This window comes from Variovorax sp. J31P207 (genome assembly GCF_030316965.1).
GTDB lineage: Bacteria > Pseudomonadota > Gammaproteobacteria > Burkholderiales > Burkholderiaceae_C > Variovorax > Variovorax ginsengisoli_B.
Genome location: NZ_JASZYN010000006.1, coordinates 491,501 through 517,304, shown reverse-complemented (window position 1 = coordinate 517,304; position 25,804 = coordinate 491,501). Strand labels below are relative to the sequence as shown.

General features: G+C 68.8%; 31 protein-coding genes. 17 read left to right on the top strand and 14 right to left on the bottom strand.

Going from position 1 to position 25,804, the window contains the following annotated elements; translation table 11 throughout:
- The first annotated feature begins 22 nt into the window (after positions 1-22).
- The 3 genes from QTI68_RS23095 to QTI68_RS23085 are packed head-to-tail and all read left to right on the top strand — an operon-like array spanning position 23 to position 2,790.
- Entirely contained in the window at positions 23-1,408 is a 1,386-nt protein-coding gene (locus tag QTI68_RS23095) for an acyclic terpene utilization AtuA family protein (RefSeq protein ID WP_286524836.1), read from the top strand.
- On the top strand, positions 1,405-1,770 hold the full coding sequence (locus QTI68_RS23090; RefSeq protein WP_286524834.1) for an AtuA-related protein: 366 nt from the start codon (positions 1,405-1,407) through the stop codon (positions 1,768-1,770). The genes QTI68_RS23095 and QTI68_RS23090 overlap by 4 nt, the downstream gene beginning before the upstream one ends.
- 51 nt (positions 1,771-1,821) lie before the next feature.
- The gene (locus tag QTI68_RS23085) at positions 1,822-2,790 is read left to right on the top strand and encodes a Bug family tripartite tricarboxylate transporter substrate binding protein (RefSeq protein WP_286524832.1); all 969 of its coding nucleotides are present in this window, start codon (positions 1,822-1,824) and stop codon (positions 2,788-2,790) included.
- A gap of 9 nt (positions 2,791-2,799) precedes the next feature.
- On the opposite strand, the gene QTI68_RS23080 is transcribed toward QTI68_RS23085, so the two are convergent.
- Positions 2,800-4,266, bottom strand: coding sequence for an N-acetylmuramoyl-L-alanine amidase (locus tag QTI68_RS23080; protein ID WP_286524830.1), 1,467 nt, complete (start codon positions 4,264-4,266; stop codon positions 2,800-2,802).
- Positions 4,263-4,760: a tRNA (adenosine(37)-N6)-threonylcarbamoyltransferase complex ATPase subunit type 1 TsaE gene (gene tsaE, locus QTI68_RS23075; protein WP_286524828.1), complete on the bottom strand. Its 498-nt coding sequence runs from the start codon at positions 4,758-4,760 to the stop codon at positions 4,263-4,265. Before tsaE ends, QTI68_RS23080 begins: the two co-directional genes overlap by 4 nt.
- Between tsaE and queG the strand changes: the two genes are divergently transcribed.
- Positions 4,746-5,816, top strand: coding sequence for a tRNA epoxyqueuosine(34) reductase QueG (queG, locus tag QTI68_RS23070; protein WP_286524826.1), 1,071 nt, complete (start codon positions 4,746-4,748; stop codon positions 5,814-5,816). The two genes, tsaE and queG, sit on opposite strands and share 15 nt — an antisense overlap.
- On the opposite strand, the gene QTI68_RS23065 is transcribed toward queG, so the two are convergent.
- A complete protein-coding gene (locus QTI68_RS23065) occupies positions 5,803-6,231 on the bottom strand; it encodes a hypothetical protein (protein WP_286524824.1) in 429 nt (142 codons plus the stop codon). The genes queG and QTI68_RS23065 overlap by 14 nt on opposite strands.
- A gap of 19 nt (positions 6,232-6,250) precedes the next feature.
- Complete coding sequence (locus QTI68_RS23060) at positions 6,251-7,183, bottom strand: AEC family transporter (protein ID WP_286524822.1); 933 nt, start codon at positions 7,181-7,183, stop codon at positions 6,251-6,253.
- A gap of 78 nt (positions 7,184-7,261) precedes the next feature.
- On the opposite strand from QTI68_RS23060, the gene QTI68_RS23055 reads away from it, so the two are divergent.
- The 6 genes from QTI68_RS23055 (at position 7,262) to QTI68_RS23030 (ending at position 12,571) form a co-directional block, all read left to right on the top strand.
- A complete protein-coding gene (locus QTI68_RS23055; RefSeq protein ID WP_286524819.1) occupies positions 7,262-8,236 on the top strand; it encodes a tripartite tricarboxylate transporter substrate binding protein BugE in 975 nt (324 codons plus the stop codon).
- A 69-nt stretch (positions 8,237-8,305) separates the two neighbouring features.
- Positions 8,306-9,220: a site-specific tyrosine recombinase XerD gene (gene xerD / locus QTI68_RS23050; protein WP_286524818.1), complete on the top strand. Its 915-nt coding sequence runs from the start codon at positions 8,306-8,308 to the stop codon at positions 9,218-9,220.
- Between the two features lie 37 nt (positions 9,221-9,257).
- The gene (locus QTI68_RS23045) at positions 9,258-10,232 is read left to right on the top strand and encodes a Bug family tripartite tricarboxylate transporter substrate binding protein (protein WP_286524816.1); all 975 of its coding nucleotides are present in this window, start codon (positions 9,258-9,260) and stop codon (positions 10,230-10,232) included.
- A gap of 52 nt (positions 10,233-10,284) precedes the next feature.
- The gene (locus tag QTI68_RS23040) at positions 10,285-10,851 is read left to right on the top strand and encodes a TetR/AcrR family transcriptional regulator (RefSeq protein WP_286524814.1); all 567 of its coding nucleotides are present in this window, start codon (positions 10,285-10,287) and stop codon (positions 10,849-10,851) included.
- Between the two features lie 90 nt (positions 10,852-10,941).
- On the top strand, positions 10,942-12,075 hold the full coding sequence (locus tag QTI68_RS23035; RefSeq protein WP_286524812.1) for a thiolase family protein: 1,134 nt from the start codon (positions 10,942-10,944) through the stop codon (positions 12,073-12,075).
- 34 nt (positions 12,076-12,109) lie between these two features.
- Positions 12,110-12,571: a MaoC family dehydratase gene (locus QTI68_RS23030; RefSeq protein WP_286524810.1), complete on the top strand. Its 462-nt coding sequence runs from the start codon at positions 12,110-12,112 to the stop codon at positions 12,569-12,571.
- Positions 12,572-12,580: 9 nt separating this feature from the next.
- On the opposite strand, the gene QTI68_RS23025 is transcribed toward QTI68_RS23030, so the two are convergent.
- Positions 12,581-13,384: a ferritin-like domain-containing protein gene (locus tag QTI68_RS23025; RefSeq protein WP_286524808.1), complete on the bottom strand. Its 804-nt coding sequence runs from the start codon at positions 13,382-13,384 to the stop codon at positions 12,581-12,583.
- Positions 13,385-13,424: 40 nt separating this feature from the next.
- Here QTI68_RS23025 and QTI68_RS23020 point away from each other — a divergent pair, with 40 nt between their 5' ends.
- Together QTI68_RS23020 and hslO are read left to right on the top strand one after the other, a co-directional pair.
- Positions 13,425-13,949 (top strand): gamma carbonic anhydrase family protein, encoded by a 525-nt coding sequence (locus QTI68_RS23020; protein ID WP_286524806.1) that lies wholly within the window; start codon positions 13,425-13,427, stop codon positions 13,947-13,949.
- Between the two features lie 23 nt (positions 13,950-13,972).
- On the top strand, positions 13,973-14,971 hold the full coding sequence (gene hslO / locus QTI68_RS23015) for an Hsp33 family molecular chaperone HslO (RefSeq protein WP_286524804.1): 999 nt from the start codon (positions 13,973-13,975) through the stop codon (positions 14,969-14,971).
- Between the two features lie 4 nt (positions 14,972-14,975).
- On the opposite strand, the gene QTI68_RS23010 is transcribed toward hslO, so the two are convergent.
- From QTI68_RS23010 to pyrG, 8 genes are all read right to left on the bottom strand, one after another.
- Entirely contained in the window at positions 14,976-15,392 is a 417-nt protein-coding gene (locus QTI68_RS23010; RefSeq protein WP_286524803.1) for a hypothetical protein, read from the bottom strand.
- A 119-nt stretch (positions 15,393-15,511) separates the two neighbouring features.
- The gene (locus QTI68_RS23005) at positions 15,512-16,102 is read right to left on the bottom strand and encodes an NADPH-dependent FMN reductase (protein WP_286524802.1); all 591 of its coding nucleotides are present in this window, start codon (positions 16,100-16,102) and stop codon (positions 15,512-15,514) included.
- 19 nt (positions 16,103-16,121) lie between these two features.
- Positions 16,122-16,583, bottom strand: a complete 462-nt coding sequence (locus QTI68_RS23000) for a P-loop NTPase family protein (protein ID WP_286524801.1) — start codon at positions 16,581-16,583, stop codon at positions 16,122-16,124.
- 20 nt (positions 16,584-16,603) lie between these two features.
- Entirely contained in the window at positions 16,604-16,879 is a 276-nt protein-coding gene (gene ftsB, locus QTI68_RS22995; protein ID WP_286509893.1) for a cell division protein FtsB, read from the bottom strand.
- A 20-nt stretch (positions 16,880-16,899) separates the two neighbouring features.
- Positions 16,900-18,183, bottom strand: coding sequence for a phosphopyruvate hydratase (eno, locus tag QTI68_RS22990; RefSeq protein ID WP_286524800.1), 1,284 nt, complete (start codon positions 18,181-18,183; stop codon positions 16,900-16,902).
- 19 nt (positions 18,184-18,202) lie between these two features.
- The gene (locus QTI68_RS22985) at positions 18,203-18,493 is read right to left on the bottom strand and encodes a DUF1330 domain-containing protein (protein ID WP_286524799.1); all 291 of its coding nucleotides are present in this window, start codon (positions 18,491-18,493) and stop codon (positions 18,203-18,205) included.
- Positions 18,490-19,347 carry a 3-deoxy-8-phosphooctulonate synthase gene (gene kdsA, locus QTI68_RS22980; protein WP_286524798.1) on the bottom strand — a complete coding sequence of 286 codons (858 nt, stop codon included), beginning with the start codon at positions 19,345-19,347 and terminating at the stop codon, positions 18,490-18,492. The genes QTI68_RS22985 and kdsA overlap by 4 nt, the downstream gene beginning before the upstream one ends.
- The gene (pyrG, locus tag QTI68_RS22975) at positions 19,344-21,014 is read right to left on the bottom strand and encodes a CTP synthase (protein ID WP_286524796.1); all 1,671 of its coding nucleotides are present in this window, start codon (positions 21,012-21,014) and stop codon (positions 19,344-19,346) included. The genes kdsA and pyrG overlap by 4 nt, the downstream gene beginning before the upstream one ends.
- Positions 21,015-21,172: 158 nt before the next feature.
- Between pyrG and coaBC the strand changes: the two genes are divergently transcribed.
- From coaBC to QTI68_RS22960, 3 genes are all read left to right on the top strand, one after another.
- Complete coding sequence (gene coaBC / locus QTI68_RS22970; RefSeq protein WP_286524794.1) at positions 21,173-22,399, top strand: bifunctional phosphopantothenoylcysteine decarboxylase/phosphopantothenate--cysteine ligase CoaBC; 1,227 nt, start codon at positions 21,173-21,175, stop codon at positions 22,397-22,399.
- Positions 22,400-22,437: 38 nt separating this feature from the next.
- On the top strand, positions 22,438-22,884 hold the full coding sequence (dut, locus tag QTI68_RS22965) for a dUTP diphosphatase (RefSeq protein WP_286524792.1): 447 nt from the start codon (positions 22,438-22,440) through the stop codon (positions 22,882-22,884).
- A 171-nt stretch (positions 22,885-23,055) separates the two neighbouring features.
- The gene (locus QTI68_RS22960; RefSeq protein WP_286524791.1) at positions 23,056-23,547 is read left to right on the top strand and encodes a glycine zipper 2TM domain-containing protein; all 492 of its coding nucleotides are present in this window, start codon (positions 23,056-23,058) and stop codon (positions 23,545-23,547) included.
- Between the two features lie 61 nt (positions 23,548-23,608).
- On the opposite strand, the gene QTI68_RS22955 is transcribed toward QTI68_RS22960, so the two are convergent.
- Positions 23,609-24,133 carry an FKBP-type peptidyl-prolyl cis-trans isomerase gene (locus tag QTI68_RS22955; protein WP_286524790.1) on the bottom strand — a complete coding sequence of 175 codons (525 nt, stop codon included), beginning with the start codon at positions 24,131-24,133 and terminating at the stop codon, positions 23,609-23,611.
- Positions 24,134-24,147: 14 nt separating this feature from the next.
- Here QTI68_RS22955 and QTI68_RS22950 point away from each other — a divergent pair, with 14 nt between their 5' ends.
- Together QTI68_RS22950 and QTI68_RS22945 are read left to right on the top strand one after the other, a co-directional pair.
- Positions 24,148-25,287: a JmjC domain-containing protein gene (locus tag QTI68_RS22950; protein WP_286524789.1), complete on the top strand. Its 1,140-nt coding sequence runs from the start codon at positions 24,148-24,150 to the stop codon at positions 25,285-25,287.
- Positions 25,277-25,780: a hypothetical protein gene (locus QTI68_RS22945; protein WP_286524788.1), complete on the top strand. Its 504-nt coding sequence runs from the start codon at positions 25,277-25,279 to the stop codon at positions 25,778-25,780. The genes QTI68_RS22950 and QTI68_RS22945 overlap by 11 nt, the downstream gene beginning before the upstream one ends.
- The last annotated feature ends 24 nt before the right edge of the window (positions 25,781-25,804 follow it).

The following is a 25,804-nucleotide window of genomic DNA, read 5'->3' as shown; positions in this document are numbered from 1 at the left end:
TCAGGACTAAAGTGCGACCACCATGGACCCTATCGACCACCCCGCGCTCCTGATCGGCTGTGCCGCCGGTTTCTCCGGTGATCGCACCGACGCCGCCGGCCCGGTCGTCGACACGCTGATCGCGCGGCTGGCGCAAGGCCCCGCCGGCCAGCGCGCCTTCCTGATCTTCGAAACCCTGGCCGAGCGCACGCTGGCACTGGCGCAGTTGCGTCGCCGCGCCGACCCCGAGGCCGGCTACGAGCCTCTGCTCGACGCCATGCTGCGCCCGGTGCTGACGCGCTGCCTCGCGCATGGCATCCGCATCGTGAGCAATTTCGGCGCCGCCCATCCGCACGCCGCGGCCCGCCACATCGCGCGGCTGGCGCGCGAGCTCGGCATCGCGCCGCCGAGGATCGCGGTGGTGCAGGGCGACGACCTCTCGGCGCCCGCGCAGCTCGCGCTGCTGCGGCGCGAGTTCGGCGCCCGCATGGACGGCATTCGGCTGGTCAGTGCCAACGCCTACATCGGTGCCGAGCCGATCGCCGCCGCGCTCGACGCGGGGGCGCAGGTGGTGGTCTGCGGCCGGGTGGCCGATCCATCGCTGGCGGTCGGTCCGGCGATGTCCCACTTCGGCTGGCGCAGCGACGAGTGGGACAAGCTCGGCCGCGCCACGATGGCGGGCCATCTGCTGGAATGCGGCGCGCAGGTGTGCGGAGGCTACTTCGCCGATCCAGGCTACAAGGACGTGCCGGGCCTGGCGCAGGTCGGCTTCCCGATCGCCGAGATCGACGCCGACGGCCGTTGCGTCATCGGCAAGGCGGACGGCACCGGCGGCCTCGTGACCGAGGCCACCGTGAAAGAGCAATTGCTCTACGAGGTGCACGATCCCGCCGGCTACCTGACACCCGACGTCGTGGCCGACATCGCCGAAGCCGAGGTCGAGGCGCTGGGCCCCGATCGGGTGGCACTGCGCGGCGTGCGCGGCCATGCGCGGCCGAGCCACTACAAGGTCAATGTCTGCCACGAGGGCGGCTGGCTGGCCGAGGGCGAGATCTCCTATGCCGGCCCGCGCGCCGAGGCGCGCGCCCGGCTGGCCGCCGAGGTGCTGAGGCAGCGGCTCGACGGCCTCTCGTTGCGCGTCGACCTGATCGGCGCGCTCAGCATCCTGGGTGACGACGCCGGCCATGCGCTCGCCGCCACCGCGGATGCGGGCTTGCGCGACATCCGCCTGCGCGTCGCCGCGACCCATGCCGAGCGGGCGCAGGCCGAGCGGCTGGGGCGCGAGGTCATGGCGCTCTACACCTGCGGGCCGGCCGGCGGCGGCGGTGTCCGGACCACGCTCACGCCGCGGCTCAACACGCTCTCGTGCCTGCTGCCGCGCGAGGCGGTGCCGGTGGGTTTCGAAATGCTCGAGGAGCCAGCACAATGAGCCACGACATCACGGTCCCGCTCTACCGGGCCGCCCACGGTCGCACCGGCGACAAGGGCGACCGCTCCAACATCAGCGTCATCGCCTGGCACCCCTCGCTCTATCCGCTGCTGGTGGCGCAGCTGACGCCGGAGCGCGTGGCGGCCTGCTTCCGCCATCGCTCGCCGAGCCGGGTCCAGCGCTTCCTGCTGCCGAAGCTGCAGGCGATGAATTTCGTGCTCGACGGCGTGCTCGACGGCGGCGTCAACGATGCGCTGAACCTCGACACGCACGGCAAGGCGCTGTCCTTCCTGCTGCTCGACATGCCGATCGAGGTGCCGCCGTCGCTGGCCCGGCAGCTTGCCGGCCAGGCGCCGCCCTGAGTGACTGAATCTTCTCGCTTTCGAACCATTCCAACTTTCCGGAGACAGACAATGAAAAGCCTCAAACCGACCTTGCTGGCGGCAGCCGCCCTGGCCCTTGCGCCCTTGCTGGGCCAGGCCCAGGCCTTCCCCGACAAGGCCATCACCTTCGTGGTTCCGTTCGCGGCCGGCACGGCGACCGACCAGATCGCGCGTGCGCTGGGCAACGGCATCACGGCCGAGACCAGGCAGCCGGTGGTGATCGACAACAAGGCCGGCGCCAGCGGCTTCATCGCCTCGCAGCAGGTCGCCAAGGCCCCGGCCGACGGCTACACCGTGCTGATCACCACCAACACCACTCACGCGGCCAACGAGCACCTGTTCAAGAAGCTGCCCTACGACCCGGTGAAGGACTACGCGCCGGTCGCCGCGCTCGGCAAGGGCGGGCAGATCATGGTGGTCAATCCCTCGTTCCCGGCCAAGAGCGTCGCCGAGTTCATCGCGCTGGCGAAGAAGGACCCGGGCAAGTACAGCTTCGGCAGCGGCAGTTCGTCGAGCCGGATGGCCGGCGAGCTGCTGCAGCAGATGGCCGGCATCCAGCTGCTGCACGTGCCCTACAAGAGCAACACGCTGGCCGTGACCGACCTGCTGGGCGGCCAGATCCACATGATGATCACCGACACCGCCACCGGCCTGCCGCAGGTCAAGGCCGGCAAGCTGCGCGCGCTGGGCGTCTCGGGCGCCAAGCGCTCGCCGCTGGCGCCCGATGTGCCGACCATCGCCGAGGCCGGCGTGAAGGGCTACGAGATGGGCTATTGGTTCGCCGCCTATGCACCGGCGAAGACCCCGCCCGCGGTGGTCAAGCGCCTCAATGAACTGCTGGTGAAGGCCGCAAGGAGCGAGGCCGCGAAGGCCGCGTTCTACGAGCCCACCGGCACCGAGGTCTTCACCAGCTCGCCCGAGGAGCTGGCGAAGTTCCAGGCCGCCGAATCGCAGAAGTGGGGCCGCATCGTCAAGGCGGCCGGGATCGAGGCCGAGTAGGCGCCCGCGCTACAGCTGCCGGCTGCGCGCCAGCGGCGGGTTCTGCGCGAAGTAGCGCTGGATGCCGCGCATCAGCGCATCGGCCAGCTCTTCCTGGTAGGCGGTGCTGCGCAGCTTGGCTTCTTCTTCGGGATTGCTGATGAACGCGGTCTCGACCAGCACGCTCGGGATGTCGGGCGCCTTGAGCACCGCGAAGCCGGCCTGTTCGACCTGCCCCTTGTGCAGCCGTGCGCCGATGCCCTTGATCTCACCGATCATCGCGCCGCCGAGCTTGAGGCTGTCGTTGATCTGCGCCGTGGTGCTCATGTCGAGCAGCGCGCGCTGCACCTGCACCTCGTGGTTGCCGACGTTCACGCCGCCGACCTTGTCGGCCTGGTTTTCCTTGTTGGCGAGCCAGCGTGCGGCGCTGCTCGACGCGCCACCCTGGCTCAGCGCGAACACGCTGGCGCCGCGCGCATCGGGCGTGGTGAAGGCATCGGCATGGATGCTGACGAAGAGGTCCGCCTGCACCCGCCGCGCCTTCTGCACGCGCACGCCCAGCGGCACGAAGAAGTCGGCATCGCGGGTGAGGAAGGCGCGCATCGGATTGCCGTTGACGCTGCTGGCGTTGATGCGGGCCCGCAGCCGGTGCGCGATCTGCAGCACGATGTCTTTCTCGCGCGTGCCGTTGGAGCCGATGGCGCCGGGATCTTCGCCGCCGTGGCCCGGATCGAGCGCGACGATGATGATGCGATCGGTCTGGCTCGCGGTCGCGCCCCGGGTCGGTGGCTCGGCAGGCGGCGGCGCGCTGGCCAGGGGCGGCATCGGCATCGGCATCGGGCCGACCGGGGCCGAGGGGCGATTGGCCTGCGAGACCGACACCTGCGGCGGCGAACCCTGCGGCGTGCCGCGCGAGGGCGGCCGCGCGGCCTGCTGGGCCATCAGGTCGCCCAGCGGATCGACCGCGCCGGCGGCGGGCGGCGGCGACGATGCCGTCGCCGCATCGGGCGGCGCTGTCTTGGGCGCCTCGCGCATGCGTTCGGCGATCAGCGACTCGAGCGGGTCGGTCGCCTGCTGCGGATAGAGGTCGAGCACCAGCCGGTCGCGGTAGGCCGCCACCGGCGCCAGCGAGAACACCTGCGGCGCCACCGCCTGCTTGAGGTCGAACACGATGCGCACCACGCCGGGCGCGAACTGACCGACGCGCAGGCCGTTGATGAAGGGGTCGTCGGGCTTGATCTTGCCGACCAGCTCGCGCAGGGCCGGGTTGAGCTCGATGCCGGTGATGTCGACCGCCAGCCGCGGCGGGCTGCCGACCACCAGCTGCTGCGAACTGAGGCGGCCGTCGGATTCGATCGTGACGCGGGTGTAGTCGGCCGCGGGCCATACCCGCACCGCCATGATGGTGGCGCCGCGGGCGATCTCGTGCAGGCCCAGCAGCAGCGCCATGCTGCCGCCCTGCAGCAGCACGCGCCGCTTCAGTCCGCTCGCCTTCATGCAATGGCTGCGAGCAGGCGCGTGCCTCGCTCGGTGTGGGCGCGCACGGTCACGCTGCGGGTGTCGTCGGTCATTGCTTCGATTTTAATAGCGAGGTCCGCAAGAGGGATGCGCCCGGCCGCGTTTTCGGGCCATTCGGCCAGCTTGAGGCCCGGGCCCGCGAAGATGTCACGGAAACCGGCGTCCTCCCACTCGCGCGGATCGCTGAAGCGATAGAAGTCGAAATGGAAGATCGCGAGGCCATCAGGTGCCTCGTGGGGCTCGACCACCGCGTAGGTCGGGCTCTTGATGCGCCCGGCGATGCCGAGCGCGCGCAGCAGGTGGCGCACGAAGGTGGTCTTGCCGGCGCCGAGGTCGCCCTGCAGCGAGACGAAGGCGTCGCGCAGCGCGGGCGAGCGCGCCAGCGCCAGCGCCAGGGCCTCGGTGTCGGCCTCGGTGCGCCAGACCTGGGTCGCGCTGTGCGTTTCTACAATCGGCAGGTGATCGGCAGCCATCAAATCGTCAACAGGATTCAGGCCTTGGCCCGGGAGCTCGGATTCTCCCAAATCGGCATCGCCGGTGTCGACCTGTCGAGCGCCGAGGCCGGATTGATGCAATGGCTGGCCGAAGGCTTCCACGGCGACATGCACTACATGGCCGCCCACGGCACGCGCCGCGCGCGGCCGGCCGAGCTGGTGCCCGGCACGGTCTCGGTCATCACGGCGCGCATGGACTACCTGCCGCGCGCCACACCGGACGACTGGCAGGCGATCGAATTCGCGCGGCTGGAACGCCCCGCCGAAGGCATCGTCTCGCTCTATGCCCGCGGCCGCGACTACCACAAGGTGCTGCGCGCGCGGCTGGCGAAGCTGGCCGAACGCATCGCCGACGAGGTCGGGCCCTTCGGCCACCGCGCCTTCACCGATTCGGCACCGGTGCTCGAGGCCGAGCTGGCCTCGCGCAGCGGCCAGGGCTGGCGCGGCAAGCACACGCTGGTGCTCGACCGCGAGGCCGGCTCGATGTTCTTCCTCGGCGAGATCTACGTCGACATGGCGCTGCCGCCGAGCGAGCCGGTGACGCCGCACTGCGGCAGTTGCAGCGCCTGCATCGACATCTGCCCGACCCGCGCGATCGTCGCGCCGCACCGGCTCGACGCCCGGCGCTGCATCTCCTACCTGACGATCGAGCATGCCGGGCCGATTCCGCTCGAGCTGCGGCCGCTGATCGGCAACCGCATCTACGGCTGCGACGACTGCCAGCTGGTCTGCCCCTGGAACAAGTTCGCGAAGAAGAGCGCCTTGCCCGATTTCGATGCCCGCGACGGCCTCACCGGCCGGCAGCTGGGCGAACTGTTCGCCTGGACCGAGGCCGATTTCCTGCGCTTCACCGAAGGCAGTCCGATCCGCCGCATCGGCCACGAGCGCTGGCTGCGCAACGTGGCGGTGGCGCTCGGCAACGCATTGCGTGCCGGCGACGCGGGCGCCCGTGCCGCGCTGGCCAGCCGCAGCGACGATGCCAGCGCGCTGGTGCGTGAGCACGTGGCCTGGGCGCTGGCGGTCAGTGCCGGATGATGGCCGAGATCTGGGCGGTGCCGGCGTCCAGCGAACGCATCGAACTGAGCCGGATCGAGGCGTACTTCAGCTGCGGGTTGAGGATCAGCTTGCCGACGAAGTGGCCGTTGAAGCGCGCATCGCGGCAGCCGCTCGCCACCAGGTCGATCGAGGCATTGGCCGGCGAGATGTAGTCCATGCTCGAGCCGGCCAGGGTGCAGGCCGCTTCAGGCACCGCGCCACGCACCGCGCCGTCGATCTCGATCTGCAGCGTGCCCGGGAAAACCTCGGGCGATCCCTGGGTGCCGGTGTCCTGCTGCGCGACGTAGAACAGGAAGGATCCGCTCCAGGCACCCTGGTAGCGGGTGTACTCCTGCGCCTGGACCGCTGTCGTCAGCGACGAGGCGGCGAGGACGGCCAGGAGCGGGTAGCGCATCGCTGCATCGTAGCGGGTCCTAGCGGATCAGCCCCAGCGCGAACGGCAGGCTGGCCACGCCCAGCAAGGTGGACAGCGTCACCAGCCCGGCGACGTAGGGGCCGTTGTAGCCCATGCGCGCCGCCAGCACATAGGCGCTCGATGCCGTCGGCACGGCCGAGAAGGTCAGCAGCACCGCGGCCTGGGCCGGATGCAGCTTGAGCACCACCGCCAGCCACCAGCCGATCAAGGGCAGCAGCAGGTGCCGGATCGTCAGCACCGACACCGCCAGCACCTTGCCGCGCGCGATCGTCGCGAACTGCATGCCGGCGCCGGCGGCCATCAGGCCCAGCGCCAGCGAGGCCGCGCCGATGCGCGACAGCGTCGGCTCGAGCCAGGTCGGCACGCCCAGGCCCAGCAGGTTGGCGATCAGCCCGGTGACGGTGGCGATGATCAGCGGGTTGCGCAGCAGCTGTCGCGCCAGGCCGGTCTGGGCGTGGCGTGTCATCGGCCAGACCGCCGCGATGTTGAACATGGGCACGCAGACGCCGATCAGCACCGCGATCATCAGCAGGCCCTCGGGACCTGCGACCCGGTCGGCCAGGGCGAGGCAGATGAAGGAGTTGAAGCGGAAGGCGATCTGCGCGCTGGCGGCATGGTCGCGGCGGTCGATGTGGGCGCCGATGCCGGGCAGGAAGGGCAGGGCATAGGACAGCGCGATGCCGCACAGGCCGACGCCGACGCCTGCCGTCAGCAGGTTCGATGTGGCGCCGAAGTCGAGCGGGCTGCGCACGATCGAATGGAACAGCAGCACCGGAAAAAGAAAGTAATACACCAGGCTTTCGACCTGGTCCCAGACGCGGCGGTCCAGGGGCGTGTAGCGGCACAGCAGCCAGCCACAGGCGATGAGGGAGAAGTCGGGGAAGAGGAGCTGGGCATAGTTCACCGCTTCGAGGATATCCGTGTCGTCCATGGGTTATCCACGGGGTGGGCCGGGGCCTCCAACCGTTAGCATCCGCCTTTTCGTTTCTCGGCCCGAGGAGGCTATTCAATGCAACGTCGTCAATGGAGCGCGCTCGCAGGCGCTGCCGCGCTGTTCGCGCTCGCCGGTTCCAGCTGGGCGCAGGGCTACCCGACCCGGCCGATCGAACTGCAGGTGCCGTTCGCGCCGGGCGGCACCACGGACATCGTGGCGCGCGTCATTTCCGAGCCGCTCGGCAAGGCGCTCGGCCAGAGCGTGATCGTGATCAACAAGGCCGGCGGCGGCGGCATCGTGGGCGCCACCGAAACGGCACGGGCCGCCCCCGATGGCTACAAGCTCGGCGTGGCCACGGTGTCCAGCACTGCCGCCAACCCGGCCATCAATCCGAAGACGCCGTACGACCCGATCAACGACTTCACGCCGATCGTCAACATCGCGGCGACCCCGAACATCATCGCGGTGCACCCGAGCTTCCCGGCCAAGAACTACGCCGAGTTCGTGGCCGAACTCAAGAAGAATCCCGGCAAGTACTCGTACGCGTCCTCGGGCACGGGCGGCATCGGCCACCTGCTCATGGAGCTCTACAAGAGCCTGACCAACACCTACGTCACGCACATTCCCTACCGCGGCGCCGGCCCGGCGCTGAACGACGTGGTGGCCGGGCAGGTGGCGATCATGTTCGACAACATCCCGTCGGCGCTGCCGTTCATCCAGAGCGGCAAGCTGGTGCCGATCGTGGTGTCGGCACCGCAGCGCCTGGCCGCGCTGCCGAACGTGCCGACCTTCAAGGAAGTCGGCCTGGAGCCGGTCAACCGCATGGCCTACTACGGCATTCTGGGCCCCAAGGGCCTGCCGAAGGAAGTGGTCGACAAGATCAACGCCGGCGTCAAGAAATCGGTCGAGGACCCGGCCGTGCGCAAGCGCATCGAGGACACCGGCTCGCTGATCGTGGCCAACACGCCCGAGCAGTTCGCGGCCCAGATCAAGGCCGAGTACGAGGTCTACAAGCAGGTCGTGGTCAAGCAAAAGCTCCAGCTGGACTGATTTCGCTGCATTTCGGACAAAGCCGCCCGGCATCCGGGCGGCTTTTTATTTTTTGATATCTTGCACGCCATGAGCGAGGCCATCGAAGCACCCCTGGAGACCCCCGAGATCGACGACTTCGTCGACGCGCTGTGGCTCGAGGACGGCCTGTCGAAGAACACGCTGGCCGCCTACCGCCGCGACCTCGCGCTGTTCGCCCAATGGCTGCACACGCAGCGCAGCAAGCCGCTGAACGCCGCGCTCGAGAACGACCTGCAGGCCTACATGGGCGCGCGCCTGTCCGACCGCGGCAAGGCGACTTCGGCCAACCGCCGGCTCACGGTGTTCAAGCGCTACTACCGATGGGCCCTGCGCGAGCATCGCATCGCGGCCGACCCGAGCCTGCGGCTGGCGCCGGCCCGGCAGATGCCGCGGGCGATCAAGACCCTGTCGGAGAAGCAGGTCGACGACCTGCTGGCCGCGCCAGAGGTCGACACGCCGCTGGGCCTGCGCGACCGCGCGATGCTCGAGCTGATGTATGCGAGCGGCCTGCGGGTCAGCGAGCTGGTGTCGCTCAGGGTGTTCGAGCTGAGTCTCAACGACGGCGTGATCCGGGTGCTCGGCAAGGGCAGCAAGGAGCGGCTGGTGCCCTTCGGCGGCGAGGCGCGGCGCTGGATCGAGCGCTACCTGCACGATGCCCGGCCGCTGATCCTCGACGGTCAGCAGACGCCCGACCTGTTCGTGACCGCCCGCGGCGCCCGCATGACGCGCGTGATGTTCTGGATCATCGTGAAGAAGAACGCCCTGGCGGCCGGCATCCACGTGCCGCTGTCGCCCCACACGCTGCGGCATGCCTTCGCCACCCACCTGCTGAACCATGGCGCCGACCTGCGCGCGGTCCAGCTGCTGCTGGGCCATGCAGACATCTCGACCACCACCATCTACACCCACGTGGCGCGCGAGCGGCTCAAGCAGATGCACGCCCGGCACCACCCGCGAGGCTGAAACGACAATGCGCAGGATGAATCCAGGAGTTTTCACGATGTCTCTGAAGTTGCGTCCCACAGCGCTGGTCGCGGCGCTGGGCCTGTTGCTGGCCTCGGTCGCCGCGCCGGCACAGGTGGTCCCCAAGACCATCCGGCTGGTGGTCGCCTATCCCTCGGGCGGCGTCAGCGACGTGGTCGCGCGGGCGCTGGCCGACAAGCTGGCGGCCCAGCTCGGCAGCACGCTGGTGGTCGAGAACAAGGCCGGCGCCAGCGGCACGATCGGCATGGACGCGGTCGCCAAGGCGGCACCGGATGGCGCCACGCTGGGCTTTTCGGCGATCAGCCCGCTGGTGCTGAATCCGCACCTGGGCCGCTCGCCCTTCGACCCGATCAAGGACATCGCGCCGGTCGCCAGCGTGATGTATTCGCCGGTGCTGCTGCTGGCCACGCCAGCGACCGGCATGCGCGACTTGCGCAGCCTGCTCGACGACGCCCGGGCGCGTCCGGGCGCGGTCCGCTGGGCCACTTCCGGACAGGCATCGCTCGGCCACATCGTGCTCGAACAGCTGCGCGCGGCGGCCCAGGTCGACATCACGCACATCCCGTACAAGGGCGGCGGCCAGCAGCTCAACGACGCGCTCGGCGGCCAGTTCGAAGTGCTGTCGACCAATGCCGGGCCGACCGTCTCGGCGCAGATCCAGACCGGCAGGCTGCGGCCGCTGGCGGTGGGCGCCCCGGCGCGGCTGGAGACCCTGCCGAAGGTCGCGACGCTGGCCGAACTGGGCTATCCGGCGGCCAACCTGTCGTCGCAGTTCGGTGTCTTCGCGCCGGCCGGCACGCCGGCCATCCTGATCGAGAAGTACAACGTCGAGATCAACAAGGCACTGGCCAGCCCCGACCTGCGCGCCAAGCTGCTGGCGACCGACAACGTGCCGACCGGTGGCCGGGCCGACACCTTCGCCGACGAGATTGCGAGCGAGTACGCGAACAACGGCAAGATCGTGAAGGCGGCGGGCATCCGGTCGGATTGAGCTTTTTCCGGTGCGGCTTGATTTCCTGGATTGCCTACCTTATAGTAGGTAGATGATCGCAGCAAATACCCTGGCCGGTGCCACCACCCGCGAGCAGATCCTGCAGGTCGCGCGGGAGCTGATCCAGACCCGTTCCTACCTCGGCTTCAGCTTCCAGGACGTGGCCGACCAGGTTGGCATACGCAAGGCGAGCCTGTACCACCACTTCCCGACCAAGGAGGCGCTCGGCGTCGAGGTGCTGCGCGCCGCGACCCAGGCCTTCAAGGACTGGTCGGCCGCCAAGCCGCGCACGCCGCAGGCAGCGCTGGAGGCCTACTTCCGGATGTACCGCAACGGTCTGCGCGCGGGCGAGAGCGTCTGCCCGGCGGGCGCGCTGGCGCCGGGCTGGGACTGCATCGACGAGGAACTGCGGGGCGCCGTGCGCGATTTGCGCGGCACGCAGATCCTGTGGCTCAGCGGCGTGCTGGGTGCCTTGTCGCCGGGCGGCCACGCTTCGGCGTCGGCGGCCTACGTGTTCGCCGTCTGCCAGGGCGCGCTGCTCTCGGCGCGCATGACCGGGCGGGTCGACGATTTCGACGAGGCCATCGAGCAACTGAGGGTGTCACTGCTGGCGGCCTGAACCGCGAGCGTGGTTCGCGGCACGCGAGGCGTGCCTCTTTTTTGTCAACTAAAACTACCTATTGGTTGGTAGTTAATCGGAGAAAAGTCCATGAAAGCCGTCATCGCCGGATATGCCCGCTCCCCCTTTCATTTCGCCCGCAAGGGTGCCCTGGCCGAGGTCCGGCCCGACACCCTGGCCGCGCAGGTGGTGGGCGGCCTGCTCGCGCGCACCGATCTCGACCCGGCGCTGATCGAGGACGTGATCCTCGGCTGTGCCTACCCCGAAGCGGCCCAGGGCAACAACCTGGCGCGCATCGTCGGACTGCTGGCCGGCTTGCCGCACGAAGTCGGCGGCATGACGGTCAACCGCTTCTGCGGCTCGTCGATGCAGGCGGTGCACATCGCGGCCGCGCAGATCGAGGCCGGCATGGGCGACGCCTTCCTCTGCGTCGGGGTCGAGTCGATGACGATGGTGCCCCAGGGCGGCTTCAACTTCTCGCCCAACCCCGAACTGCTGGCCGGCAGCGACGCCTATATCTCGATGGGCGAGACCGCCGAGAACGTGGCGCAGCGCTGGAACGTGAGCCGTGGCGACCAGGAGGCACTGGCCGTGCAGTCGCACCGCAAGGCGGCCGAGGCGCGCGAGCAGGGCCGGCTGGCCGGGGAAATCGTCGCCATCGCCCTGCCGAGCGGCGACAGCGTCACGGTCGACGGCTGCATCCGGCCCACGACCTCGGCCGAGGCGCTGGCGGCCTTGCGTCCGGCGTTCCGGCCCGACGGCGTGGTCACGGCCGGCACCTCGTCGCCGCTGACCGATGGCGCCGCCGTGGTGCTGGTCACGAGCGACGCCTTCGCGGCCCGGCATGGCCTGCAGGCGCTGGCGCGGATCCGGTCGTTCGCGTCGGTCGGCGTCGATCCGGCGGTGATGGGCATCGGCCCGATCCCGGCCACGCGCAAGGCGCTGGCGCGCGCCGGTCTCGCGGTGGCGGACCTCGACGTGATCGAGATCAACGAGGCCTTCTCGTCCCAGGCGCTGGCCTGCATCCGCGATCTCGGGCTCGACCCGGCCAAGGTCAACCTCGACGGCGGCGGCCTCGCGATCGGCCATCCGCTGGGCGCCACCGGCGCCCGGATCACCGGCAAGGCGGCCTCGCTGCTGGTGCGTGAGAATGGCCGCTATGCGCTGGCCACCCAGTGCATCGGCGGCGGGCAGGGCATCGCGACCGTGCTCGAACGGGTCTGAACACCCGGCCGCTGAAACGACACAGGAGACCGACATGCCCGCCACCGACGCCCCGAAGCTGTACCTCGAAGACCTGAAGCCCGGCGACCGCTTCACCAGCCGCGAGCATGCGCTGGACGAGGCGCAGATCATCGACTTCGCGACCCGCTTCGACCCGCAGCCCTTCCACCTGGATCCCGAGGCGGCCAAGCGCACCTTCTTCCAGGGCCTGGCGGCCAGCGGCTGGCACACGGCGGCGATCACGATGCGGCTGCTGGTCGACAGCGGCATCCCGCTCGCCGACGGCGTGATCGGCTCGGGCGGCGAACTGAGCTGGCCCCGGCCGACCCGGCCGGGCGATGTGCTGCATGTCGAAAGCGAAGTGGTCGAGGTGACGCCCTCGCGTTCGAAGCCCGAGCGCGGCATGGTGCAGATGCGCTGCGACACCCTCAACCAGCACGGGGAGGTGGTGCAGCGCTTCTCGCCCAAGCTGGTGGTGTCGCGGCGGCCGGCCTGAGCGCCTTTCTCAGGGCTGCTGAAGCGCGCCGAGTTCTTCGTCGGTGAAGCCCGCGAGGGCCCGGGCCTCGAGGTTGAAGGGCGCCTTCAAGCGCGGCGCCTCGTGGCGGCGATAGAGCACGCGGTAGTGCGCGATCGGATCGAGCCCGTCGCGCTCGCAGAGCCAGCGGTACCAGCGGTTGCCGACCGCCACGTGGCCGATCTCGTCGCGCAGGATGATGTCGAGGATGGCGCAGGCCGCCAGCGCGTCGGGTGTGTTCACGCGACGCAGCTTGGCCTGGATCAGCGGCGTGGCATCGAGGCCGCGCGCTTCGAGCGTTCGCGGCACGAGCGCCATCCGGGCCACGATGTCGTCCCTGGTTTTCTCGCACATCGACCACAGCCCGTCATGGCCGGTGAAGTCGCCGTAGCGGTGGCCCATCGCCTGCAGGTGGTCATGCAGCAGCGTGAAGTGCTGCGCCTCCTCGTCGGCCACGCGCAGCCAGTCGCGGTAGAAGTCCTCGGGCATGCCGTCGAAGCGCCAGGCCGCATCGAGCGCCAGGTTGATCGCATTGAATTCGATGTGGCAGATCGAATGGATCAGCGCGGCGCGCCCCTCGGGCGTGAACGGCGAGCGCTTCCCGACCGCGGTGGCCGAGACGCGCAGCGGGCGCTCGGGCCGGCCGGGCACGCCGCCCTCGTCGTCGCCCGTGCGCAGCGCCCGCAGGTCGAGCGGCTGCTGGCAGAGGCCCGCGAAGGTCGCGCGCGTGGCTGCCACCTTGGCTTCTGGGTCGGTGAGGCGCAGCGCGGCCAGGGCGCCAAGACGGGGATGCATCCCTACAATTCTAGTTTTCGTTCATTTGGAGACACTCGCGATGGCCCTCTACGAACTCGACGGCGTGGCGCCGCAACTGGCCGACGGCGCCTGGGTCGCCGACAGCGCCCAGGTCATCGGCAACGTCAAGCTGGCCGAGAACGCCAGCGTCTGGTTCGGCGCCGTGCTGCGTGGCGACACCGAGGTGCTCAGCATCGGGCGCAACAGCAACATCCAGGACCTGTCGGTGCTGCATGCCGACGTCGGCTGCCCGCTGACCATCGGCGACAACGTGACGGTGGGGCACCAGGTCATGCTGCATGGCTGCACCGTCGGCGACAACTCCCTGATCGGGATCCAGGCAGTGGTCTTGAATAACGCCAAGATCGGCCGCAATTCGATCGTTGGCGCCGGCAGCGTCGTGACCGAGGGCAAGGAGTTTCCCGACAACTCGCTGATCATCGGCTCGCCGGCCAAGGTGGTGCGCACGCTCGACGATGCGGCCGCCGCCAGGCTGCGGCAGAGCGCCGAGCACTATGTTGAAAACGCCCATCGCTTCGCGAAGGGCCTGAAGAAGATCGCCTGACACGGCGGGAGAGCGAGTTCCCCTTGAGCGAATTGCACAAGTTCCTGTTCGACGGCATGCCGGTGCGCGGCATGATCGTCCGCCTGACCGACGCCTGGCAGGAAATCCTGGCGCGGCGGGCGTCGAACACCACCACCGGCGCCTATCCGCCGCCGGTGGCCGAACTGCTGGGCGAGATGACGGCGGCGGCCGCGCTGATGCAGTCCAACATCAAGTTCAACGGGGCGCTGATCCTGCAGATCTTCGGCGACGGACCGGTCAAGATCGCGGTGGCCGAGGCCAAGCCCGACCTGAGCCTGCGCGCCACCGCCAAGGTGGTCGGCGACCTGCCGGCCGATGCCCGGCTGCCCGAGATGGTGAACGCGACCAACAAGGGCCGCTGCGCGATCACGCTGGACCCCAAGGACAAGCTGCCGGGCGCCACCCCCTACCAGGGCGTGGTGCCGCTGTTCGGCGACCAGGGCGAGAAGCTCGGGCGCCTGAGCGAGGTGCTGCAGCACTACATGCTGCAAAGCGAGCAGCTCGACACCACCCTGGTGCTGGCCGCCGACGACAAGGTGGCCGCGGGGTTGCTCATCCAGCGCCTGCCGGTCAAGGGCGAGGGCAATCTCGAAGGCACTTCGGCCAGCGACCACGACCAGGCCAACGAGGACCAGATCGGGCGCAACGAGGACTACAACCGGATCTCGATCCTGGCGTCCAGCCTGACCCGCGACGAACTGCTCACGCTCGATGTCGACACCATCCTGCGGCGCCTGTTCTGGGAAGAAAAACTGCTGCGCTTCGAACCGCAGGCCGGCCTGCTGGGACCGCATTTCGCCTGCACCTGCGGCCGCGGGCGGGTCGCCAACATGATTCGCGGGCTCGGCATCGAGGAGGCCGAAGGCATCCTGGCCGAGCGCGGCGAGATCGAGGTCGGGTGCGACTTCTGCGGCAAGCAGTACCGCTTCGACGCGGTCGATGCGGCGCAGATCTTCACGGCGCCGGGCGACCAGATGCCGGGGAGCGCGGTGGTTCAGTAGCGCGTTAGCGGGTGGTCGACAGGACCGTGGCCCGGCACCTTCCCTGTTCGCGCGGGGCCAGCAGGCTGCAGTTGTCCAGCGCGCGCTGCTGCATGTCGCTGAGCCTCGGACGTCCTGCGGACGCCGGCGGATAGTAGGGCTGCGCCGGGCGGTAGTAGGCCGGCGGCGGCGGCTGGTAGTACGCCGGGGGCGCGGGCTGGTAATACACCGGCGGCGCGGGCTGGTAGTACACGGGCGGGGCGGGCTGGTAGTAGACCGGCGGCGGATTCACGTAGACCGGGGCCGGTTGTTCGTAGACGGGGCCACCGACGCCGATCGAAAAATTGACTTCGGCATGGGCGGCCGCGGCCAGCGACAGGGCGGCGGCCACGACGGCGGCCGAAGCGACCCGGTTGGCGAATGCGGCGCGATGAAAGATCAAGGAAGTCTCCGGAAGGGGCGCGAAAACGCCCATGTTAGTCCTAACGTCCCGGCGGCGGCCCCGGTGGACAGCGTTGACATCCTGTCACGTGCGGGAGCGGCTGCAGCGGCCCGTGGCAGCTAGTACGGCGGCGCCTTCTTCGCCCGCTGCGCGCGTGCCGCCTCGGTCCACCACGCCAGGTCGTCGGCAAAACGCACGAACGACCGATCGAGCGCTTCGCCCGCGCCGCCGGTCGGCTTGGCGTCGGCGTCGAGCGTCTGCGAGATCGGACCGACCGCAAGGGTGCTCGAGACGACGACCATGCCCATCTCGGACAGGATCGAATGCCACACCGTGCCCGAGCGAACGCCCGAGAAGCGCCCGGCCGAATAGCTGGCGACCGCGGCCGGGCGCCAGAACCATTCTTCGAGGAAGTGGTCCGTCAGGTTCTTGAGGCCGGGTTGCGGGCCCCAGTTGTACTCGCCGGTCACGAAGACGAAGGCGTCGGCATTTCGGATCTTCTCGGCCAGGGCCTCCATGGGCGCCGGCGCGCTGCCCTTCGGGTATTCCTTGTACATGCGGTCGAGCATGGGCAGGTCGACCTGCATGGCGTCCACCAGCTCGGCCTCGGCGCCCCGCGCCCGGAGGCCGGCGACCAGGTAGTCGGCCAGGCGGATGCCCATCCGGTCCGAACGGTACGAGCCGTAGAACACCAGGATCTTGTCGCTCATTGAATCTTCCCCGTTGTCTTCAGGAATCGGTGCCGGCTTCGGCCCGCCGGCGAAGCAGGTCGGTGAACAGGCGATGCTCGCACGCCGGGTCGGAGCACTTGTCGCACGACCAGGCGGCGGCTCGGCGGGGCGGTTCCGCGCCACCCAGGCCGAGCGCCCGAAGGGCGCTGGCGAGGCGCTCGGGCCCGCGGCCGTGAACGACGGCGAAAGGCAGTCGGGCCGCGGCCAGCGCAGCGCGCAGCAGCGCGTCCGCCTGTTCCTGTCGCTGCAGGGCTTCGGCTTCGGCCACCGGAAGATCCAGCCCCATCAGCAGCGTCAAGGCGCAACCGCGCGGCAGCGCCATGGGCATCGACGGGCTGTCGACGACCGCGATGCCTTGCTGTCGCAGCCGTTGCGCGAGCGCACTCGCCAGCGCCGTCTTGCCGGTGCCTTCGGCGCCGATCACGGCGATCGTGCTGCCTGCGGGGAGGTCGGGCGTCATGCGGTCGGCCGCGCCGGCCCTCAGTGCGTGATCTGCACGAACACTTCGTTGGGCTTGACCATGCCGAGCTCCTGGCGGGCCCGCTCCTCGACCATCTCGAGCCCTTCCTTGAGGTCGTTGACCTCGGCGGAGAGCCGCTCGTTGTTGATCGCCGCCTTGGCGTTGGCCTCCTTCTGGTCGGCCAGCTTCTCTTGCAGCTGCGCCACGTCGCGCACGCTGCCGCGCCCGGTCCAGAGCTGCCACTGAAGGATCAGCAGCAGCAAGACCAGGATGATCGGTACGATGCGTGAGCGCATGGCGCCGGTCCGACGGAGGATCAGCGCAAGTTGTAGAAGGCGCCGCGGCCCGGGTACGAAGCGACATCACCGAGGTCTTCCTCGATGCGCAGCAGCTGGTTGTACTTGGCGATGCGGTCCGAGCGCGACAGCGAGCCGGTCTTGATCTGGCCGGCATTGGTGCCCACCGCGATGTCGGCGATGGTGCTGTCCTCGGTCTCGCCCGAACGGTGGCTGATGACGGCGGTGTAACCCGCGCGCTTGGCCATCTCGATCGCGGCGAAGGTCTCGGTCAGGGTGCCGATCTGGTTGATCTTGATCAGGATCGAGTTGGCGATGCCCTTGTCGATGCCCTCTTGCAGGATCTTGGTGTTGGTGACGAACAGGTCGTCGCCGACCAGCTGCACGCGCTTGCCGAGGCGCTCGGTCAGGTGCTTCCAGCCGTCCCAGTCGCCTTCGTGCATGCCGTCTTCGATGCTGATGATCGGGTACTTGTCGACCCAGCTCGCGAGCATGTCGGTCCAGCTCTCGGCCGTGAGGCTGAGGTTCTCGCCGGCCAGCACGTACTTGCCGTCCTTGTAGAACTCGCTGGCCGCGCAGTCGAGGCCCAGGGCGATCTGCTCGCCGGCCACGTAGCCGGCCTTGTCGATGGCTTCGAGGATCAGCTGGATGGCCGCCTCATGGCTTTCGACGCTGGGGGCGAAGCCGCCTTCGTCGCCGACCGCCGTGCTGATGCCGCGGTCGCCGAGGATCTTCTTGAGCGCATGGAACACCTCGGCGCCGTAGCGCACCGATTCGCGGAAGCTCTTGGCGCCCACGGGGATGATCATGAACTCCTGCAGGTCCAGGCTGTTGTTGGCATGGGCGCCGCCGTTGATGACGTTCATCATCGGCACCGGCAGCTGCATGCCGCCCATGCCGCCGAAGTAGCGGTACAGCGGCAGGCCGGATTCTTCGGCCGCGGCGCGGGCCACGGCCATCGACACCGCGAGGGTGGCATTGGCGCCCAGGCGGGCCTTGTTCTCGGTGCCGTCGAGGTCGAGCAGCGTGCGGTCCAGGAAGGCCTGCTCGCTGGCGTCGAGGCCGAGCACCGACTCGGAGATCTCGGTGTTGATGTTCTCGACCGCCTTGAGCACGCCCTTGCCCAGGTAGCGGCCCTTGTCGCCGTCGCGCAGCTCGATCGCTTCGCGCGAGCCGGTCGATGCGCCGGAGGGCACGGCCGCGCGGCCCATGGTGCCCGATTCGAGCAGCACGTCGCATTCGACGGTGGGGTTGCCGCGGCTGTCGAGGATTTCGCGCCCGACGATGTCTACGATTGCACTCATCTTTGCTCTTTCTCTAGGTTCAGATACCTTGGACGACGATCATGCGCATGATCGCCGCGCCCTGACGCGCCGCGCGCGCCTTGCCGTACTCCGGCGAGTCGTTGAATTTCTTCGCTTGCTCGACGCTCGGGAACTTGAGGATCACGATGCGCTCGGGATGCCAGTCGCCCTCGAGCACCTCGACCTGGCCGCCGCGCACGCAGACTTCGGCGCCATGGACTTTCATGGCTTCGGAGGACCACTTCTTGTAGTCCTCGTATTGCGTCGGGTTGGTGACCTCGACGTTGGCGATGATGTAGGCACTGGTCATTGTTGGAAGATGTCCTCCAGGAATGCGTTCTTCTTGGTGACGCCGTCGAGCGCCACCAGCGTCTCGAGCAGCGCCTTCATGTGCTTGAGCGGCACGGCGTTGGGGCCGTCGCTCAGCGCCTTGGCGGGATCCGGATGGGTCTCCATGAAGAGTCCCGCGACGCCGACCGCGACCGCGGCCCGCGACAGCACCGGCACCATCTCGCGCTGGCCGCCCGAGCTGGTGCCCTGGCCGCCCGGCAGCTGCACCGAGTGCGTGGCATCGAACACCACCGGGGCGCCGGTCTCGCGCATGATCGCCAGCGAGCGCATGTCCGAGACCAGATTGTTGTAGCCGAAACTGGCGCCGCGTTCGCAGGCCATGAAGCTGTCTTCGGGCAGGCCCTTTTCCTTGGCGGCCGCGCGCGCCTTGTCGATGACATTCTTCATGTCGTGCGGCGCGAGGAACTGGCCCTTCTTGATGTTGACCGGCTTGCCCGACTGCGCCACGGCGCGGATGAAGTCGGTCTGGCGGCACAGGAAGGCCGGCGTCTGAAGAACATCGACCACCTGGGCCGCGGCCGTGATGTCGTCTTCGGTATGGACGTCGGTCAGCACCGGCAGGCCGAGCTCGCGCTTGACCTTGGCGAGGATCTCGAGGCCCTTGTCGCGGCCCGGGCCCCGGAAGCTGGTGCCCGACGAGCGGTTGGCCTTGTCGAAGCTGCTCTTGAAGATGAACGGGATGCCGAGCGCGGCGGTGATCTCCTTGAGCGTGCCGGCGGTGTCCATCTGAAGCTGCTCGGACTCGACGACGCAGGGACCCGCGATCAGGAAGAAGGGCTGCTGGAGCCCGATGTCGAATCCGCAGAGTTTCATGCGACCACCTTCAGTGCCTTCTTGTCCGCGCCTTGATGCTCGAGTGCCGCGGCGATGAATGCATTGAACAACGGATGACCGCCCCAGGGCGTGGACTTGAACTCGGGGTGGAACTGCACGCCCATGAACCAGGGGTGCACGTCGCTTGGCAGCTCGACGATCTCGGTCAGGTGCTCGCGCTGGGTCAGCGCCGAGATCACCAGGCCGGCGCGACGCAGCTCGTCCAGGTAGTTGACGTTGGCCTCGTAGCGATGGCGGTGCCGCTCGGTCACGACGTCGCCGTAGATGCTGTGGGCCAGCGTGCCGGGCGCGACGTCGGAGCTCTGGGCGCCCAGGCGCATCGTGCCGCCGAGGTCGGACTTCTCGTCGCGGGTCTTGACCGTGCCGTCGCTGTCCTTCCACTCGGTGATCAGGGCGATCACGGGGGTCGGGGTCTCGGGGTCGAACTCGGTGCTGTTGGCGCCCTTGAGTCCGGCCACGTTGCGTGCGTATTCGATGGTCGCGACCTGCATGCCCAGGCAGATGCCCAGGTAGGGCACCTTGGTCTCGCGGGCGAAGCGGGCGGCCGCAATCTTGCCCTCGACGCCGCGCTGGCCGAAGCCGCCCGGCACCAGGATGGCGTCGTACTTGCCGAGCCGGGCCACGTCTTGCGGCGTGATGGTCTCGGAGTCGATGTAGTCGATCTTGACGCGGGCATGGTTCTTCATGCCGGCATGGCGCAGCGCCTCGTTGAGCGACTTGTAGCTGTCCGACAGGTCGACGTACTTGCCGACCATCGCGATCGTGACTTCCTTCTTCGGGTGCTCGACCTCATAGACCAGGTCGTCCCAGCGCTTGAGCTTGGCCGGCGGCGTGTTGATGCGCAGCTTGTCGCAGATGAGCCCGTCGAGGCCCTGCTCGTGCAGCATGCGCGGCACCTTGTAGATGGTGTCGACGTCCCACATCGAGATCACGCCCCATTCGGGCACGTTCGAGAACAGCGAGATCTTGGCCCGCTCGTCGTCGGGGATCGGGCGGTCGGCGCGGCACAGCAGGGCGTCGGCCTGGATGCCGATGGCACGCAGCTCCTTGGCCGTGTGCTGGGTCGGCTTGGTCTTGAGTTCGCCGGCCGCGGCGATCCACGGCACGTAGCTCAGGTGCACGAAGGCCGAGTTGTTCGGGCCCATGCGCAGGCTCATCTGGCGCACCGCCTCGAGGAAGGGCAGCGACTCGATGTCGCCGACGGTGCCGCCGATCTCGACGATCGCGACGTCGACCTCGTGGGCGGTGCCGATGCCGGCGCCGCGCTTGACGTATTCCTGGATCTCGTTGGTGATGTGCGGGATCACCTGCACCGTCTTGCCGAGGTAGTCGCCGCGGCGCTCTTTCTCGAGCACGGACTTGTAGATCTGGCCGGTCGTGAAATTGTTGGCACGGCGCATGCGCGTCGTGATGAAGCGCTCGTAGTGGCCGAGGTCGAGGTCGGTCTCGGCGCCGTCATCGGTGACGAACACCTCGCCATGCTGGAACGGCGACATCGTGCCGGGGTCGACATTGATGTACGGATCGAGCTTGATGAGGGTGACTTTGAGGCCGCGGGATTCAAGGATGGCGGCGAGCGAGGCGGAGGCGATTCCCTTGCCCAGGGAAGACACCACACCGCCGGTGACGAAGACGAATTTGGTCATGCCAGTTCCGGACGCAGATCCGGGAAGTGGGAAATGTCGATTATAGGCGGGGGGATTTGCCCCCGGCCGGCGCCGGGCCGCCCCAAGCGGCCGGCCCCCTTGGGGGGCGGCGCGTCACGCAGTGACGCAGCCAGGGGGCGACAGATACACTGCCGGCCATGGAAGAACTTGGCGGAAAACACATCGTTCTGGGGCTGACCGGGGGCATCGCCTGCTACAAGTCGGCCGAGTTGTGCCGGCTGCTGGTCAAGGCCGGCGCCACGGTGCAGGTGGTCATGACCGAGGCGGCCGAGCAGTTCATCACGCCGGTCACGATGCAGGCGCTGTCGGGCCGCCCGGTCTACGGCTCGCAGTGGGATGCGCGCGAACCCAACAACATGCCGCACATCAACCTGAGCCGCGAGGCCGATGCGATCCTGCTGGCGCCGGCCAGTGCCGATTTCATTGCCCGCCTGGTGCAGGGGCGCTCGGATGAACTGCTGAGCCTGCTGTGCCTGGCAAGGCCGGCCGAGCGGGTGCCGCTCTTGATCGCTCCGGCCATGAACCGGGAGATGTGGGTTCATCCGGCGACCCAGCGCAACCTGCGCCAGGTCGATGCCGACGGCGCCCGCGTGCTCGGCGTGGGCAATGGCTGGCAGGCCTGCGGCGAGACCGGCGACGGCCGCATGCTGGAGGCACAGCAGTTGCTCGAGGAAGTGATCTCGCAGTTCCAGCCCAAGGTGCTGGCTGGCCAGCAGGTCGTGGTCACCGCCGGGCCGACCTTCGAGGCGCTCGATCCGATCCGCGGCATCACCAACCATTCGTCCGGGAAGATGGGCTTCGCCATCGCCCGCGCCGCGCACGACGCCGGCGCCGAGGTCACGCTGGTGGCCGGCCCTGTGCACCTGCCGACGCCGCGCGGCGTGCGCCGGGTCGACGTTCAATCTGCCCGCGACATGCTCGAAGCCACGCTGCAGGCCACGCAATCGGCTTCGGTCTTCGTCGCCACCGCGGCGGTCGCCGACTGGCGCCCGGCGTCGCACAGCGCGCAGAAGATCAAGAAGGACGGCAGCGGCAAGCCGCCGGTGCTGCATTTCGTCGAGAACGACGACATCCTGCTGACCGTGGCCCAGGGCGCACGCGCCAAGGCCGGCCAGCTGTTCTGTGTCGGCTTCGCCGCTGAGAGCGAGAATCTCGAGGCCCATGCCAAGGCCAAGCGCGAACGCAAGGGCATCCCGCTGCTGGTCGGCAACATTGGCCCGCTCACCTTCGGCCAGGACGACAACAGCCTGCTGCTGGTCGACGCCCAGGGTGTGCGTGAACTGCCGCGCGCCCCCAAGCTGACGCTGGCGCGCGATCTGGTGGCCGAGATCGCGGCTCGCCTTCCTTCCGCCGGCTCGCGTTGAGCCGGCTCGTTTTCATCTCACGCAACAGGTCACACGAATTGAAAGTCGACGTTCGCATCCTCGATCCCCGCATGCAGGACCAACTGCCCGCCTACGCCACCCCCGGCAGCGCCGGGCTGGACCTGCGGGCCTGCCTCGACGCGCCGGTCACGCTGGAGCCCAATGGCTGGCAACTGGTGGGCACCGGCATCGCCATCCACCTGGCTGACCCGGGTTTCGCGGCGCTGATCCTGCCGCGCTCGGGCCTGGGCCACAAGCACGGCATCGTGCTCGGCAACCTGGTCGGCCTGATCGACAGCGACTACCAGGGCGAGCTGAAGATCAGCGCCTGGAACCGCAGCGACACGCCCTTCGTGCTGCAGCCCATGGAACGGCTGGCGCAACTGGTTATCGTGCCGGTGGTGCAGGCGACGTTCCAGGTGGTGGCCGAGTTCCCGCCCAGCGAGCGGGGCGAGGGCGGCTACGGTTCGACCGGCAAGTATTGACGCCAGCGCGGCCTTGTAGGGCGGCGCCTTCAGCGATCGGCATTTGTTGCTCACACGTAAAGACAGGAACCGGCCATGGCCGCGGCGCTCCAATCGGCGACGATCGGTTCAGGTCATCCGGCGCGCCTGTGCCGCGTTGAACAGATAGATATCCTTGAGGAGCACAACATCATGAAGATCCCAATTCGACTCATTTCCGTCAGCGCTTCGATGCTGGCACTCGCCACCTTGACCGCCTGCGTCGCGCCGGCGCCGGTCTACCAGACCTCCAGTTACCCCTATCAGCCGCCGCAGCCGGTGCAACAGGGTCCCTATGTGGAATACGGCCGGGTTGCAAACATCGAGGTCGTCCAGAGCCAGAGTGCGGGCGCGGCCCCGAGCGGCGTCGGGGCGGTGGCTGGCGGCGTGGTCGGCGGCGTGCTCGGGCACCAGGTCGGTAGCGGCCGCGGCAACACCGCCGCGACCATTGCCGGCGCCGTGGGCGGTGCCCTGATCGGCAATGCCGTCGAGTCGAACAACAGAGCGCCGCGCACCTACCAGAGCTATCGTGTCTCGGTCCAGACCGACAACGGCGGCTACCGCGCCTTCGACGTGCCGAGCCCGGGCGACCTGCGCATCGGCGACCGCGTGCGGATCGACAACGGCCAGATCTCCCGCTTCTGAGCGACCGCGCGACAAACCAAAAAGCCGGGCATGCCCGGCTTTTTTGTCGACCGCGAAAGCTTCAGTGGAGCAGGTCGTTGCCCGGAGCGGAGGGCGGGATCTTGAAGAAGCCGGTGCCTGCGGTGCCGCGACCGACCTCGTCCTCGGTCGCGTCGCGCACCGATTTCACGGTCATGTCGAGCCGGATCGCGATGCCGGCCAGCGGATGGTTGCCGTCCAGCACCAGGTGCTCGGGGTAGATCTCGCTCACGGTGTAGAGCACGTCCTTGGGCATGTCGGGGTTGACGCCCTTGGGCAGCGCCGCGCCGTCGAAGGTCATGCCTTCTTCGGTTTCCGGCGGGAACAGCGAGCGCGGCTCGAGGAACAGCAACTGGTCGTTGAAGTCCCCGAAGGCCTGTTCGGGTTCGAGTTGCAATTGCACCCGGGCGCCGGGTTCATGGCCGAGCAGGGCGGCTTCGATGGCATCGAAGAGGTCGCCGCCGCCGACCAGGAACTCCACCGGGTCGTCGAGCACGTCAAGGACTTCGCCCAGCGTATCTTTCAGCGTCCAGGTCAGTCCCACCACGCATTGTTCAGTGATTTCCATTGGACAATTCTCCCATGGAGATTGATCTACCCCTGCCTCTGCTCGGCGGCCTGAGCGCCCGCCAGTTCATGCGACGCCACTGGCAGAAGAAGCCGTTGCTCGTTCGCCAGGCCGTGCCCGGCATGGTGCCACCGATCGCACGGCCCGCGCTGTTCGACCTGGCCGCGCGCGACGAGGTCGAGTCGCGCCTGGTCCGCCATCGCAAGTCCGGCTGGGCCCTGAAACACGGGCCCTTCGCGCGCCGTGCGCTGCCGGGCCTGCACCAACCCGGCTGGACCCTGCTGGTGCAGGGCGTCGACCTGCATGATCAGGGGGTTCACGATCTGTTGCAACAGTTCCGTTTCGTGCCAGACGCCCGGCTCGACGACCTGATGATCAGCTACGCCAGCGACGGTGGTGGCGTCGGTCCGCATTTCGACAGCTACGACGTATTCCTGCTCCAGGCCCAGGGGCGCCGGCGCTGGTCGATCGGCAAACAGCGCGACCTGAGCCTGCAGCCCGGCGTGCCGCTCAAGATCCTCTCGAATTTCGAGGCCGAGCAGAGCTTCGTGCTCGAGCCCGGCGACATGCTCTACCTGCCGCCGCGCTATGCGCACGACGGCGTGGCGGTCGGCGACGACTGCATGACCTGCTCGATCGGCCTGCGCTCGCCGGCTGCCGCTCCGCTTGGGGCCGACCTGCTGGCGCGCATCGCCGAGGCCCATGCCGATGCGCTCCAGGACGAACCGGCGAGGGCCGCCGTGCACTACCGCGACCCCACGCAGGACGCGCTCGCGAACCCGGCCGCGATGCCGCCGGCGCTGCAGGCCTTTGCGCGCGAAGCGGTGCTGGCCGCGCTGCGCGACGGCGAGGTGATCGACCGCGCGCTCGGCGAGTCGATGACCGAGCCGAAGCCGACGGTCTGGTTCGATGCCGGCGAGGCGCCCGGGCAGTGGAACGCCGTGATGCTGGATCGCCGCACCCGCATGCTCTACGACGCGCGCCATCTCTACATCAATGGCGAGAGCTTCCGTGCCGGCGGGCGCGACGCCACGCTGATGCGCAGGCTGGCGGACCAACGTGAACTCGGGCCGCGCGAACTGGCCGGGGCCAGCGAGGATGCGCTGGCACTGCTGGGCGACTGGTGCGAAGCGGGGTGGCTGCATGCCGGATGACGTGGCCGCGGTCGACCTGCCCGACGGCGCTTTCGACGGTCGCCGGGCCTTCCATGACCATCTGCAAGCTGCGCTCGGCGCCGCGGCGCGCCAGAACTGGCGTGAGATCGTGCTGTCGGACCCCGACTTCGTCGACTGGCCGCTGGGCGAGCGCGCCATCGTCGAGGCGCTGCAGGCCTGGTCCGCGGCCGGCCGCAGCATGGTCTTGCTGGCGCAGCGTTTCGACGTCTTCGCGCGCGAACATGCACGCTTCGTGCACTGGCGGCGCATGTGGAGCCACATCGTCGATGCCCGGGCCTGCCAGGGTCCGGGCTTGCCGCCGGTGCCCAGCGCGATCTGGACGCCGGGCTGGTTCCTGCATCGCCTCGACCTCGAACACGTGCGCGGCACCTGCGGGCGCACGCCCGAGGCGCGGCGCGCGCTGCGCGAGCGGATCGACGAATGCCTTCGGCATGCGCGGCCGGCCTTTCCGGCGAGCACGCTGGGCTTGTAAGCCAAAGCCGCGAATCGCACCGGA